Annotated in this window: 26 protein-coding genes; 1 reads left to right on the forward strand and 25 read right to left on the reverse strand. The window is 50.0% G+C overall.

Annotated features, from left to right (window positions below; translation table 11 throughout):
- Positions 1–15: 15 nt before the first annotated feature.
- The 22 genes from secY to rpsJ all read right to left on the reverse strand — a co-directional run bounded on the left by secY (position 16) and on the right by rpsJ (position 10,520).
- Entirely contained in the window at positions 16–1,347 is a 1,332-nt protein-coding gene (secY, locus tag FEK66_RS24860) for a preprotein translocase subunit SecY (RefSeq protein ID WP_001118861.1), read from the reverse strand.
- Between the two features lie 7 nt (positions 1,348–1,354).
- On the reverse strand, positions 1,355–1,789 hold the full coding sequence (rplO, locus tag FEK66_RS24865) for a 50S ribosomal protein L15 (protein WP_001238917.1): 435 nt from the start codon (positions 1,787–1,789) through the stop codon (positions 1,355–1,357).
- Positions 1,790–1,792: 3 nt separating this feature from the next.
- Positions 1,793–1,972: a 50S ribosomal protein L30 gene (gene rpmD / locus FEK66_RS24870; protein WP_001140433.1), complete on the reverse strand. Its 180-nt coding sequence runs from the start codon at positions 1,970–1,972 to the stop codon at positions 1,793–1,795.
- A gap of 3 nt (positions 1,973–1,975) precedes the next feature.
- Positions 1,976–2,479 carry a 30S ribosomal protein S5 gene (gene rpsE / locus FEK66_RS24875; protein ID WP_000940121.1) on the reverse strand — a complete coding sequence of 168 codons (504 nt, stop codon included), beginning with the start codon at positions 2,477–2,479 and terminating at the stop codon, positions 1,976–1,978.
- A 14-nt stretch (positions 2,480–2,493) separates the two neighbouring features.
- Positions 2,494–2,847: a 50S ribosomal protein L18 gene (gene rplR, locus FEK66_RS24880; protein ID WP_000358960.1), complete on the reverse strand. Its 354-nt coding sequence runs from the start codon at positions 2,845–2,847 to the stop codon at positions 2,494–2,496.
- Positions 2,848–2,856: 9 nt separating this feature from the next.
- Positions 2,857–3,390: a 50S ribosomal protein L6 gene (gene rplF / locus FEK66_RS24885; RefSeq protein ID WP_064524927.1), complete on the reverse strand. Its 534-nt coding sequence runs from the start codon at positions 3,388–3,390 to the stop codon at positions 2,857–2,859.
- A 12-nt stretch (positions 3,391–3,402) separates the two neighbouring features.
- Positions 3,403–3,795 carry a 30S ribosomal protein S8 gene (rpsH, locus tag FEK66_RS24890; protein ID WP_000062611.1) on the reverse strand — a complete coding sequence of 131 codons (393 nt, stop codon included), beginning with the start codon at positions 3,793–3,795 and terminating at the stop codon, positions 3,403–3,405.
- Between the two features lie 33 nt (positions 3,796–3,828).
- Positions 3,829–4,134: a 30S ribosomal protein S14 gene (gene rpsN / locus FEK66_RS24895; RefSeq protein ID WP_001118930.1), complete on the reverse strand. Its 306-nt coding sequence runs from the start codon at positions 4,132–4,134 to the stop codon at positions 3,829–3,831.
- A 14-nt stretch (positions 4,135–4,148) separates the two neighbouring features.
- The gene (rplE, locus tag FEK66_RS24900) at positions 4,149–4,688 is read right to left on the reverse strand and encodes a 50S ribosomal protein L5 (protein WP_001096200.1); all 540 of its coding nucleotides are present in this window, start codon (positions 4,686–4,688) and stop codon (positions 4,149–4,151) included.
- A 14-nt stretch (positions 4,689–4,702) separates the two neighbouring features.
- Positions 4,703–5,017, reverse strand: coding sequence for a 50S ribosomal protein L24 (gene rplX, locus FEK66_RS24905; protein ID WP_000729185.1), 315 nt, complete (start codon positions 5,015–5,017; stop codon positions 4,703–4,705).
- A 10-nt stretch (positions 5,018–5,027) separates the two neighbouring features.
- Positions 5,028–5,399, reverse strand: coding sequence for a 50S ribosomal protein L14 (gene rplN / locus FEK66_RS24910; protein ID WP_000613955.1), 372 nt, complete (start codon positions 5,397–5,399; stop codon positions 5,028–5,030).
- Positions 5,400–5,563: 164 nt separating this feature from the next.
- Positions 5,564–5,818: a 30S ribosomal protein S17 gene (rpsQ, locus tag FEK66_RS24915; protein WP_000130100.1), complete on the reverse strand. Its 255-nt coding sequence runs from the start codon at positions 5,816–5,818 to the stop codon at positions 5,564–5,566.
- Positions 5,818–6,009 carry a 50S ribosomal protein L29 gene (rpmC, locus tag FEK66_RS24920; RefSeq protein ID WP_000644741.1) on the reverse strand — a complete coding sequence of 64 codons (192 nt, stop codon included), beginning with the start codon at positions 6,007–6,009 and terminating at the stop codon, positions 5,818–5,820. Before rpmC ends, rpsQ begins: the two co-directional genes overlap by 1 nt.
- Entirely contained in the window at positions 6,009–6,419 is a 411-nt protein-coding gene (rplP, locus tag FEK66_RS24925; protein ID WP_000941212.1) for a 50S ribosomal protein L16, read from the reverse strand. Before rplP ends, rpmC begins: the two co-directional genes overlap by 1 nt.
- Before the next feature lie 12 nt (positions 6,420–6,431).
- The gene (rpsC, locus tag FEK66_RS24930; RefSeq protein WP_000529945.1) at positions 6,432–7,133 is read right to left on the reverse strand and encodes a 30S ribosomal protein S3; all 702 of its coding nucleotides are present in this window, start codon (positions 7,131–7,133) and stop codon (positions 6,432–6,434) included.
- A gap of 17 nt (positions 7,134–7,150) precedes the next feature.
- A complete protein-coding gene (gene rplV, locus FEK66_RS24935; protein ID WP_000447529.1) occupies positions 7,151–7,483 on the reverse strand; it encodes a 50S ribosomal protein L22 in 333 nt (110 codons plus the stop codon).
- A gap of 14 nt (positions 7,484–7,497) precedes the next feature.
- On the reverse strand, positions 7,498–7,776 hold the full coding sequence (gene rpsS / locus FEK66_RS24940; RefSeq protein ID WP_001138117.1) for a 30S ribosomal protein S19: 279 nt from the start codon (positions 7,774–7,776) through the stop codon (positions 7,498–7,500).
- A gap of 16 nt (positions 7,777–7,792) precedes the next feature.
- Entirely contained in the window at positions 7,793–8,614 is an 822-nt protein-coding gene (gene rplB / locus FEK66_RS24945; RefSeq protein ID WP_000301864.1) for a 50S ribosomal protein L2, read from the reverse strand.
- 17 nt (positions 8,615–8,631) lie between these two features.
- Complete coding sequence (rplW, locus tag FEK66_RS24950) at positions 8,632–8,934, reverse strand: 50S ribosomal protein L23 (protein WP_000617544.1); 303 nt, start codon at positions 8,932–8,934, stop codon at positions 8,632–8,634.
- Complete coding sequence (gene rplD / locus FEK66_RS24955) at positions 8,931–9,536, reverse strand: 50S ribosomal protein L4 (protein ID WP_000424395.1); 606 nt, start codon at positions 9,534–9,536, stop codon at positions 8,931–8,933. Before rplD ends, rplW begins: the two co-directional genes overlap by 4 nt.
- Before the next feature lie 10 nt (positions 9,537–9,546).
- Positions 9,547–10,176, reverse strand: coding sequence for a 50S ribosomal protein L3 (gene rplC / locus FEK66_RS24960; protein ID WP_000579833.1), 630 nt, complete (start codon positions 10,174–10,176; stop codon positions 9,547–9,549).
- A 32-nt stretch (positions 10,177–10,208) separates the two neighbouring features.
- The gene (rpsJ, locus tag FEK66_RS24965) at positions 10,209–10,520 is read right to left on the reverse strand and encodes a 30S ribosomal protein S10 (RefSeq protein WP_001181004.1); all 312 of its coding nucleotides are present in this window, start codon (positions 10,518–10,520) and stop codon (positions 10,209–10,211) included.
- A 378-nt stretch (positions 10,521–10,898) separates the two neighbouring features.
- Between rpsJ and FEK66_RS24970 the strand changes: the two genes are divergently transcribed.
- On the forward strand, positions 10,899–11,366 hold the full coding sequence (locus FEK66_RS24970) for an A24 family peptidase (protein WP_135559155.1): 468 nt from the start codon (positions 10,899–10,901) through the stop codon (positions 11,364–11,366).
- On the opposite strand, the gene bfr is transcribed toward FEK66_RS24970, so the two are convergent.
- From bfr to FEK66_RS24985, 3 genes are all read right to left on the reverse strand, one after another.
- Positions 11,363–11,839 carry a bacterioferritin gene (bfr, locus tag FEK66_RS24975; RefSeq protein ID WP_000675515.1) on the reverse strand — a complete coding sequence of 159 codons (477 nt, stop codon included), beginning with the start codon at positions 11,837–11,839 and terminating at the stop codon, positions 11,363–11,365. The two genes, FEK66_RS24970 and bfr, sit on opposite strands and share 4 nt — an antisense overlap.
- Positions 11,840–11,911: 72 nt before the next feature.
- Entirely contained in the window at positions 11,912–12,106 is a 195-nt protein-coding gene (gene bfd / locus FEK66_RS24980) for a bacterioferritin-associated ferredoxin (RefSeq protein ID WP_000289090.1), read from the reverse strand.
- Between the two features lie 182 nt (positions 12,107–12,288).
- Positions 12,289–12,351: elongation factor Tu (locus FEK66_RS24985; RefSeq protein WP_072095827.1), on the reverse strand; the 63-nt coding region annotated here is incomplete at its 5' end.

The raw sequence follows: 12,351 nt of genomic DNA on the forward strand, positions 1-12,351 counted from the left end.
TTCTCGGGCGACCAATTATCGGCCGTAGCCTTTCAGGTTCGCCTTCTTCAATGCAGACTCATACTGACTGGACATCATCAGAGTTTGCACTTGAGCCATAAAGTCCATAATCACGACAACAACGATAAGCAGTGAGGTCCCACCGAAGTAGAACGGTACTTTCATTGCATCACGCATGAACTCCGGGATCAGGCAGATAAAGGTAATGTACAGCGCACCAACCAAGGTCAGGCGGGTCATTACTTTATCGATATACTTCGCCGTTTGCTCTCCCGGACGAATTCCTGGTACAAATGCACCGGACTTCTTCAGGTTATCTGCTGTTTCACGCGGGTTGAAAACCAACGCCGTGTAGAAGAAACAGAAGAAGATGATTGCAGACGCATAGAGTAACACATAAAGCGGTTGCCCAGGCTGCAAATACAGCGAAATTGTTGTCAGCCAGTTCCAACCAGTACCGCCCCCGAACCATGACGCGATGGTAGCCGGGAACAGAATAATACTGGAAGCGAAGATTGCCGGGATTACCCCCGCCATATTCACTTTCAGCGGTAAATGTGTGCTCTGTGCAGCATAGACACGACGACCTTGCTGACGTTTTGCGTAGTTTACCACAATGCGGCGTTGACCACGCTCAACAAATACAACAAAGAACGTCACTGCAAATACTAATACTGCAACCAACAGCAACACGAGGAAGTGCAGGTCGCCTTGACGCGCTTGCTCGATAGTATGGGCTATGGCTGGCGGGAGTCCCGCGACAATACCGGCGAAGATAATGATTGAAATACCGTTGCCGATACCTCGTTCAGTGATCTGTTCGCCCAACCACATCAGGAACATCGTTCCTGTGACCAGACTTACAACAGCGGTGAAGTAGAATGCAAAGCCCGGGTTAATAACCAGGCCTTGCATACCAGGCATATTCGGCAGACCGGTAGCAATACCGATCGACTGGAATATTGCCAGCACCAGAGTACCGTAACGGGTGTACTGGCTGATCTTACGACGACCAGACTCCCCTTCTTTCTTAATTTCTGCCAACGTCGGGTGAACCACCGTCAGCAGCTGGATAATGATCGACGCCGAAATATACGGCATGATCCCCAGAGCAAAGATAGAAGCACGGCTGAGAGCACCACCAGAGAACATGTTAAACATCTCAATGATGGTGCCTCGCTGTTGCTCAAGCAGTTTGGCAAGTACAGCGGCATCAATACCAGGGATCGGAATAAAAGAGCCAATACGGAACACAATCAGCGCACCGATAACAAACAGCAGTCTGCGTTTCAGCTCGCCTAAGCCACCTTTGGCACTTTGAAAATCTAATCCCGGTTGTTTAGCCATCTGCTACTTATTCCTCGATTTTACCGCCAGCAGCTTCGATAGCAGCACGAGCGCCTTTAGTAACACGCAGGCCACGAACAGTTACCGGAGTAGTTACTTCGCCAGCCAGGATCACTTTCGCGAACTCGATCTGGATACCGATAATGTTAGCCGCTTTCAGCGTGTTCAGGTCTACAACACCGCCTTCTACTTTAGCCAGGTCAGACAGACGAACTTCGGCTGTAATCGCTGCTTTACGAGAAGTGAAGCCGAATTTCGGCAGACGACGGTACAGAGGCATCTGACCACCCTCGAAACCGCGACGTACGCCACCGCCAGAACGAGATTTCTGACCTTTGTGACCACGACCACCGGTTTTGCCGAGGCCAGAACCGATACCACGACCCAGGCGTTTACCCGCCTTTTTGGAGCCTTCGGCCGGAGACAGAGTATTTAAACGCATCTCTTACTCCTCAACTTTAACCATGAAGGAAACCGCGTTGATCATACCGCGAATAGCAGGAGTATCCTCGCGCTCTACGGTGTGACCAATACGACGCAGACCCAGGCCAAGCAGCGTTGCCTTGTGTTTCGGCAGACGACCGATTGCACTGCGGGTTTGAGTAATTTTAATAGTCTTTGCCATGGTTTATTTCCCCAGAATTTCTTCAACGGATTTACCACGCTTGGCAGCGACCATTTCTGGAGAATTCATATTTTCCAGGCCATCGATAGTTGCACGAACCACGTTAATCGGGTTGGTGGAACCATATGCTTTAGCCAGAACGTTATGAACCCCAGCGACTTCCAGAACGGCGCGCATTGCACCACCGGCGATGATACCGGTACCTTCGGAAGCCGGCTGCATGAATACGCGAGAACCCGTATGAACACCTTTAACAGGGTGTTGCAGAGTGCCGTTATTCAGCGCGACGTTAATCATATTGCGACGGGCTTTTTCCATCGCTTTCTGGATCGCTGCTGGAACTTCACGCGCTTTACCGTAACCAAAACCAACGCGACCGTTACCATCGCCAACTACAGTCAGAGCTGTGAAGGAGAAAATACGACCACCTTTAACGGTTTTAGATACGCGGTTTACCGCGATCAGCTTTTCCTGCAGTTCGCCAGCTTGTTTTTCGATGTGAGCCATCTTACACCTCTACCTTAGAACTGAAGGCCAGCTTCACGGGCAGCATCTGCCAGTGCCTGGACACGACCATGATATTGGAACCCGGAACGGTCAAAGGATACATCTTTGATGCCTTTTTCCAGAGCGCGTTCAGCGACAGCTTTACCCACAGCTGCAGCCGCGTCTTTGTTACCGGTGTACTTCAGTTGTTCAGCGATAGCTTTTTCTACAGTAGAAGCAGCTACCAGAACTTCAGAACCGTTCGGTGCAATTACCTGTGCGTAAATGTGACGCGGGGTACGATGTACCACCAGGCGAGTTGCGCCCAGCTCCTGGAGCTTGCGGCGTGCGCGGGTCGCACGACGGATACGAGCAGATTTCTTATCCATAGTGTTACCTTACTTCTTCTTAGCCTCTTTGGTACGCACGACTTCGTCGGCGTAACGAACACCCTTGCCTTTGTAAGGCTCAGGACGACGGTAGGCGCGCAGATCCGCTGCAACCTGGCCGATCATCTGCTTATCAGCGCCTTTCAGCACGATTTCAGTCTGAGTCGGACATTCAGCAGTGATACCCGCAGGCAGCTGATGGTCAACAGGATGAGAGAAACCCAGAGACAGGTTAATCACATTGCCTTTAACCGCTGCACGGTAACCTACACCAACCAGCTGCAGCTTCTTAGTGAAGCCTTCGGTAACACCGATAACCATTGAGTTCAGCAGGGCACGCGCGGTACCAGCCTGAGCCCAACCGTCTGCGTAACCATCACGCGGACCGAAGGTCAGGGTATTATCTGCATGTTTAACTTCAACAGCATCGTTGAGAGTACGAGTCAGCTCGCCGTTTTTACCTTTGATCGTAATAACCTGACCGTTGATTTTTACATCAACGCCGGCAGGAACAACGACCGGTGCTTTAGCAACACGAGACATTTTTTCCTCCGATTAGGCTACGTAGCAGATAATTTCGCCACCAAGACCAGCCTGGCGCGCTGCACGATCAGTCATAACACCTTTAGAGGTAGAAACAACTGCGATACCCAGACCCGCCATAACTTTCGGCAGCTCATCTTTACGTTTATAGATGCGCAGACCTGGGCGGCTGACACGCTGAATGCTTTCTACAACAGCTTTGCCCTGGAAATACTTCAGAGTAAGTTCCAGTTCAGGCTTGGTGTCGCCTTCAACTTTAAAATCTTCAATAAAACCTTCTTCCTTCAGCACGTTGGCGATTGCCACTTTCAGCTTGGAGGAAGGCATGGTGACCGCAGCTTTGTTCGCGGCCTGACCGTTACGGATACGGGTCAGCATATCCGCGATCGGATCTTGCATGCTCATCTGTCTTTACTCCCGTGATTCAATTGGTGACAATTACCAGCTAGCCTTTTTCAGACCCGGGATTTCACCGCGCATAGCGGCTTCACGGACCTTAATACGGCTCAACCCGAACTTCCGCAGGAAACCATGCGGACGACCTGTTTGACGGCAGCGGTTACGCTGACGAGACGGGCTGGAATCACGCGGCAGAGTCTGCAGCTTGAGAACAGCATTCCAACGATCTTCGTCGGAAGCGTTCACATCAGAGATGATCGCTTTCAGTTCAGCGCGTTTCGCGAAGTATTTATCAGCTAAAGCTACGCGTTTTACTTCGCGTGCTTTCATTGATTGCTTAGCCATTTAGTAACCCTACCTTACTTGCGGAACGGGAAGTCAAAGGCAGCCAGCAGAGCACGGCCTTCTTCGTCAGATTTCGCAGTAGTGGTAATGGTAATATCCAAACCACGAACGCGGTCGACTTTATCGTAGTCGATTTCTGGGAAGATGATCTGCTCACGGACACCCATGCTGTAATTACCACGACCGTCGAAAGACTTAGCGGACAAGCCACGGAAGTCACGGATACGCGGTACAGCAATAGTGATCAGGCGCTCAAAGAACTCCCACATGCGTTCGCCACGCAGAGTTACTTTACAGCCGATCGGATAGCCCTGACGGATTTTGAAGCCTGCAACAGATTTGCGTGCTTTGGTGATCAGCGGTTTTTGACCGGAGATTGCTGCCAGGTCTGCTGCTGCATTATCCAGCAGTTTTTTGTCAGCGATCGCTTCACCAACACCCATGTTCAGGGTGATCTTCTCGACCCGAGGGACTTGCATGACAGAATTGTAGTTAAACTCAGTCATGAGTTTTTTAACTACTTCGTCTTTGTAGTAATCATGCAGTTTCGCCATCGTACTACTCCAAATTACTTGATAGTTTCGCTGTTAGACTTGAAGAAACGGACTTTCTTACCGTCTTCGAATCTAAAGCCTACACGGTCAGCCTTGCCGGTTGCCGCATTGAAGATTGCTACGTTGGAAACCTGAATAGCGGCTTCTTTTTCAACGATGCCACCCGGTTGGTTCAGGGCCGGAACCGGCTTCTGATGTTTCTTAACCAGGTTGATACCTTCAACAATGACCTTGCCGGAAGACAGGACATTCTTAACTTTACCGCGTTTACCTTTATCTTTACCGGTTAACACGATAACTTCGTCATCACGACGGATTTTCGCTGCCATGATTCGCTCCTTAGAGTACTTCTGGTGCCAGAGAGATAATTTTCATGAACTTCTCACTACGAAGCTCACGAGTTACCGGCCCAAAAATACGCGTACCGATAGGCTGCTCGCTGTTGTTGTTCAGAAGAACACAAGCATTACCATCGAAGCGAATGACAGAACCGTCCGGGCGACGAACACCCTTCTTGGTGCGCACCACTACCGCCTTCAGCACATCACCTTTTTTGACCTTACCACGCGGAATTGCTTCTTTGATGGTGATCTTGATGATGTCGCCTACGCCTGCGTAGCGACGGTGCGAGCCACCCAGAACCTTGATACACATTACGCGACGTGCACCGGAGTTGTCGGCGACGTTCAGCATAGTCTGTTCTTGGATCATTTTAGTGCTCCGCTAATGTCAACTACTACTGAGACCCGAAAATCAGGTCGTTAAAAATCCCCATATCGAGGGCGCGGCATTATAACACCGCTTCAAGGATATGGGTAGAAAAAATAAACGGCTCATTTCTGAGCCGTTTATTCGTATCGAGAGAGTGTACTGTATTACAGAACCGCTTTCTCTACAACGCGAACCAGCGTCCAGGATTTAGTCTTGGACAGCGGACGGCATTCGCGGATTTCAACCACGTCACCGATACCGCATTCGTTGTTCTCGTCATGTACGTGCAGTTTGGTCGTACGCTTGATGAATTTACCGTAGATCGGGTGTTTCACAAAACGTTCGATAGCAACAACAATGGATTTCTCCATTTTGTCGCTAACAACGCGACCTTGCAGAGTACGGATTTTATCGGTCATTACGCACCCGCCTTCTCGTTCAGTAAAGTCTTAACGCGTGCGACATCGCGACGCACTTGCTTCAACAGGTGAGACTGTTGCAGCTGGCCACTTGCAGCCTGCATACGCAGGTTGAACTGCTCACGCAGCAAGTTCAGCAGCTCGGTGTTCAGCTCTTCAACGCTCTTCTCACGCAGCTCTTTTGCTTTCATTACATCACCGTCTTAGTTACAAAGGTGGTTTTAATCGGCAGTTTCGCTGCTGCCAGCTTGAATGCTTCACGGGCCAGCTCTTCCGGAACACCGTCCATTTCATACAGGACTTTACCCGGCTGAATCAAGGCAACCCAATACTCCACGTTACCTTTACCTTTACCCATACGCACTGCCAGCGGCTTTTCAGTGATCGGTTTGTCCGGGAACACACGGATCCAGATCTTACCTTGACGCTTAACTGCACGGGTCATAGCACGACGTGCTGCTTCGATCTGACGTGCAGTCAGACGACCACGGCCAACAGCTTTCAGACCGAAGCTGCCGAAGCTAACATCCGTACCCTGCGCCAGACCGCGGTTACGGCCTTTGTGCATTTTACGGAATTTTGTACGCTTTGGTTGTAACATCAGCGACGCTCCTTATTTACGGCCTTTACGCTGCTGCTTTTTAGGCTGAGCAGCCGGTTTTTCCGGTTGTTCAACAGCAGCCATACCACCCAGGATCTCGCCTTTGAAGATCCACACTTTAACGCCGATTACACCGTAAGTGGTGTGCGCTTCAGAGGTGTTGTAGTCGATGTCAGCACGCAGAGTGTGCAGCGGTACGCGACCTTCGCGGTACCATTCGGTACGTGCGATTTCCGCGCCGCCCAGACGGCCGCTAACTTCAACTTTAATACCTTTAGCGCCCAGACGCATTGCGTTCTGTACAGCACGCTTCATAGCACGACGGAACATAACGCGACGTTCCAGCTGAGAAGTGATGCTGTCAGCAACCAGTTTTGCGTCCAGTTCAGGCTTACGAACTTCGGCGATGTTGATCTGTGCAGGAACGCCAGCGATGTCCGCTACGACCTTACGCAGTTTTTCTACGTCTTCACCTTTTTTACCGATAACGATACCCGGGCGAGCAGTGTGAATGGTTACACGAATGCTCTTAGCCGGACGCTCGATAACGATACGAGATACGGACGCTTTAGCCAGTTCCTTTGTCAGGTACTGACGTACTTTAAAATCGCTGTCCAGGTTGTCAGCGAATTCTTTGGTGTTCGCAAACCAGGTAGAGTTCCATGGTTTTACAATACCCAGGCGAATACCATTAGGATGTACTTTCTGACCCATTGCTAGTCTCCAGAGTCTCAGCGATCGGACACAACCACAGTGATGTGGCTGGTGCGCTTCAGGATGCGATCTGCACGACCTTTTGCACGCGGCATAATGCGCTTCATGCTCGGGCCTTCGTCTACGAAAATTTTCGTAACTTTCAGATCGTCAATGTCAGCGCCATCGTTGTGTTCAGCGTTAGCAATGGCAGATTCCAGAACCTTCTTGACCAGTACAGCCGCTTTCTTGTTGGTGTAGGTCAGAATATCCAGAGCCTGCGACACTTTCTTACCGCGAATCAGGTCAGCAACAAGGCGAACCTTCTGAGCAGAAGAACGAGCATGGCGATGTTTAGCGATAGTTTCCATCTCTTCCTCCTACCTTATTTCTTTTTCGCTTTTTTATCAGCAGCGTGGCCGCGATAAGTACGAGTCGGTGCGAATTCACCCAGTTTGTGGCCGACCATTTCGTCGGTTACAAATACCGGAACGTGCTGACGACCATTATGGACAGCGATGGTCAAACCGATCATGTTAGGAAAGATCGTTGAACGACGGGACCAAGTGCGCAGGGGCTTCTTGTCTCCGCTTTCCACCGCTTTCTCTACCTTCTTCAGCAAGTGCAGGTCAATAAAAGGACCTTTCTTGAGAGAACGTGGCATGGCTTATCCTCTAAAATTATTTGCTACGGCGACGTACGATGAATTTATCAGTACGCTTGTTGCTGCGGGTCTTCTTACCTTTGGTCTGAACGCCCCACGGAGTTACCGGGTGCTTACCAAAGTTACGACCTTCACCACCACCATGTGGGTGGTCTACCGGGTTCATCGCGGTACCGCGAACGGTCGGACGAACACCACGCCAGCGTGCAGCACCTGCTTTACCCAGAACGCGCAGCATATGCTCAGCATTGCCAACTTCGCCCAGAGTTGCACGGCAGTCTGCTTCTACTTTACGCATTTCACCAGAACGCAGACGCAGGGTGACATAAGCACCATCACGAGCAACGATCTGAACGTAAGTACCAGCGGAACGTGCCAGCTGACCGCCTTTACCTGGTTTCATTTCTACGTTGTGAACAGTAGAACCAACCGGGATGTTGCGCATCGGCAGGGTGTTACCTGGTTTGATTGCAGCATCAACGCCAGACTGAATCTGGTCGCCAGCTTTCAGGCCTTTAGGGGCCAGGATGTAACGGCGTTCACCGTCTTTGTACAGAACCAGCGCGATGTTCGCGGAACGGTTCGGATCGTACTCAAGACGTTCAACAACTGCCGGGATACCGTCTTTGTTGCGTTTGAAGTCAACAATACGGTAAGCCTGCTTGTGGCCACCACCGATATGACGAGTGGTGATACGGCCATTGTTGTTACGACCACCGGATTTGCTGTTTTTTTCCAGCAACGGAGCAAAAGGTTTGCCCTTGTGCAGCTCAGGGTTAACCACTTTAACAACGTGGCGACGACCCGGAGATGTCGGTTTACATTTAACAACTGCCATTGTATTACTCCTCCGACTTACTCAGCGCCGCCAACGAAGTCCAGATTCTGGCCTTCTTTCAGGGTGACGTAAGCTTTTTTCCAGTCGCTACGACGACCGATACGCTGTCCGTGACGTTTAACTTTCCCTTTAACTACCAGGGTGTTAACGACTTCGACTTCGACTTCAAACAGTTTCTGCACAGCAGCTTTGATTTCTGCTTTGGTCGCGTCTTTAGCAACTTTGAGTACGATGGTGTTGGATTTTTCCATCGCAGTAGACGCTTTTTCAGAAACGTGCGGTGCACGCAGCACCTTCAGCAGACGTTCTTCACGAATCATGCCAGCATCTCCTCAACTTGCTTAACAGCATCAGCAGTCATTACGACTTTGTCGAAGGCGATCAGGCTAACCGGGTCGATACCAGTTGCATCGCGTACGTCAACCTTGTGCAGGTTGCGCGCAGCCAGGAACAGGTTCTCGTCCAGCTCACCGGTGATGATCAGCACATCTTCCAGAGCCATGTCTTTCAGTTTCTGTGCCAGCAGCTTGGTTTTCGGTGCTTCTACAGAGAACTTCTCGACAACGATCAGACGATCCTGACGTACCAGTTCGGACAGGATGCTTTTCAGCGCGCCGCGGTACATCTTCTTGTTAACTTTTTGACTGTGGTCCTGCGGACGAGCAGCGAAGGTCACGCCACCAGAACGCCAAATCGGGCTCTTGATAGAACCAGAACGCGCACGGCCGGTGCCTTTCTGGCGCCACGGTTTTTTACCGGAACCAGTTACTTCAGCACGAGTCTTCTGAGCACGAGTACCCTGACGAGCACCGGCTGCATAAGCAACAACAACCTGGTGAACCAGCGCTTCGTTGAAATCACGACCGAAGGTAGTTTCGGAAACAGTCAGCGCGCTCTGCGCGTCTTTCAATACTAATTCCATTGCTATCTCCTTACGCCTTCACAGCTGGTTTAACGATCAGGTCGCTACCGGTTGCACCCGGGACAGCACCTTTAACCAGCAGCAGGTTGCGCTCAGCGTCAACGCGTACTACGTCAAGGCTCTGAACGGTTACACGTTCGTTACCCATCTGACCTGCCATTTTCTTGCCTTTGAACACTTTGCCCGGAGTCTGGTTCTGACCGATAGAACCCGGTACGCGGTGAGACAAGGAGTTACCGTGAGTAGCGTCCTGGGTACGGAAGTTCCAGCGCTTAACGGTACCTGCGAAACCTTTACCTTTAGAGGTGCCAGTTACGTCAACTTTTTTAACGTCAGCAAACAGTTCAACGCTAATGCTCTGACCTACAGTGAACTCTTCGCCTTCAGCCAGGCGGAATTCCCACAGACCACGGCCAGCTTCTACGCCAGCTTTAGCGAAGTGGCCAGCTTCAGGCTTGGTCACACGGTTAGCTTTTTTAGCACCGGTGGTTACCTGAATAGCACGGTAGCCATCGTTAGCCAGGTCTTTAACCTGAGTAACGCGGTTTGCTTCAACTTCGATTACGGTTACTGGGATAGAAACGCCGTCTTCTGTGAAGATACGGGTCATACCCACTTTTTTACCGACTAAACCAATCATTGTTTCAACCTCTCAATCGCTCAATGACCTGATTAACCCAGGCTGATCTGCACGTCTACACCGGCAGCCAGATCCAGACGCATCAGAGCATCAACGGTTTTCTCGGTTGGCTCAACGATGTCAACCAGACGCAAGTGAGTACGGATTTCGTACTGATCGCGCGCGTCTTTGTTGACGTGCGGAGAGATCAGAACAGTGAAGCGCTCTTTGCGTGTCGGCAGCGGGATCGGACCACGGACCTGCGCACCAGTGCGCTTGGCAGTCTCGACGATTTCCGCGGTTGCTTGATCGATCAGACGATGATCAAACGCTTTCAGGCGGATACGGATTCTTTGGTTCTGCATGAGACCAGAGCTCCAATTATTTTATAAACGAAAATGATTACTCCTCAGACCCATTACGATTGATGGGAGAGTGTAACCGTTCTTACGTAGCCCCCCGATTGGGAGCATTGTTAGGTAGCCAAATTCGGCTAACTGAGGTTCAGATTGAACCTGCTGTCAACTACGACAAGCCCGCGCATTATACGCAAATCTGAGATTGACGCAAGCATCGGGTAGAAATTAATCGCAACGCACAGATTGCGAGCTGCATTCCACGAAATTTGTAAGGTCGTGAAGATAGCGTTTTTCACCGGAACCAGGTTAACAAATCAGCGATTTCGCTGTTGCTGAGTATCCGGAGTTATTCGATGGTGATACTCCAATTACAGAGGATGTTTTATGGTCGCTACCCTTCCCTTTCTGATTTTGTACGTTTGCTTATCAGCCCTACTTTTTTTCTGGGATGCAAAGCATGGCTTGTTACCTGACCGGTTTACCTGCCCGTTACTCTGGTCAGGTCTTTTGTTCTATCAGGTTTGTCATCCTGACGGTTTAGCCGATGCGTTATGGGGGGCGATTATTGGTTACGGCACATTCGCTGTCATTTACTGGGGATATCGCATACTGCGTCATAAAGAAGGATTAGGCTATGGTGATGTGAAGTTTCTCGCCGCCCTTGGCGCTTGGCATACATGGGCCTTCTTGCCACGGCTGGTTTTCCTTGCCGCCTCATTCGCTTGCGGAGCCGTAGTTATTGGTCTGCTCATGAGAGGAAAAGAATCATTAAAAAACCCGCTGCCTTTTGGGCCATTTCTGGCAGCTGCGGGTTTCGTTGTAGGCTGGGATAGTCTGCTGGCAGACCGTTAATCTTTAACTTTAATTTGTGATTGCAGGTAATTTTGTAGGCCGATTTTACCGATGAGATCCAGTTCAGTTTCGAGCCAGTCGATATGACCTTCTTCATCAGCAAGGATCTCGATCATCATATCGCGGCTAACATAGTCATGAACGCTGTCGGCATAAGCAATAGCCTCACGAAGATCCTTCGCACCTTCCAGCTCTAATCGCAGGTCGGATTGCAGCATCTCTTCAACATCTTCACCGATCCCTAGCTTGCCTAAATCCTGTAAGTTAGGAATCCCTTCTAAGAACAAAATACGCTCGATATATTTATCGGCGTGCTTCATCTCATCGATAGATTCATGGTATTCGACATCATTAAGGCGCATCAGGCCCCAGTTTTTAAACATACGGGCATGAAGAAAATACTGATTGATCGCGACAAGCTCATTTCCCAATAGTTTATTGAGATAATTTATGATTTTAACATCACCTTTCATTTTATAGTCCCTCCGCTTCCACTATTAGAGCGTAGATGGGGCTAGCGGGATGTCAAAAAATAAGCGTGAGCTTCAGGCAATCTCTTTAAATTCGGGCATCTGCATCAACTCGTCCTGCATCACTTCGCGTGCGGCGCGAATGCACTTACCACATTGATTTCCCACAGGAATAAACTTGCGTAATTGTTGGAAAGACTGAGGATGAAACTGACGGACTGCCTGGCGAATTTTTTTGTCACTTACACCATTACACAAACAAACGTACATGATTACTCCCGTTCAAATTCTGCGCAAAGTGTAAATGAGAATAGTTATGATTACAATAGCACAGTTTTATTTGCGCCACAGTTCAGCCAGCGAAATTACGACGAAATATTTCGAACTCAAATTACGGGCAGCAAAAAGGGCGCCTAAGCGCCCTTTTTAATTCAAAACTAATTAACGCGTAATTAGCTCAGAACTTTAGCAACAACGCCCGCACCAACGGTACGGCCGCCTTCACGGATTGCGAA

Origin of the sequence: Escherichia sp. E1130 (assembly GCF_005781065.1) — a bacterium.
In the GTDB taxonomy this organism is placed as follows: Bacteria; Pseudomonadota; Gammaproteobacteria; order Enterobacterales; family Enterobacteriaceae; genus Escherichia.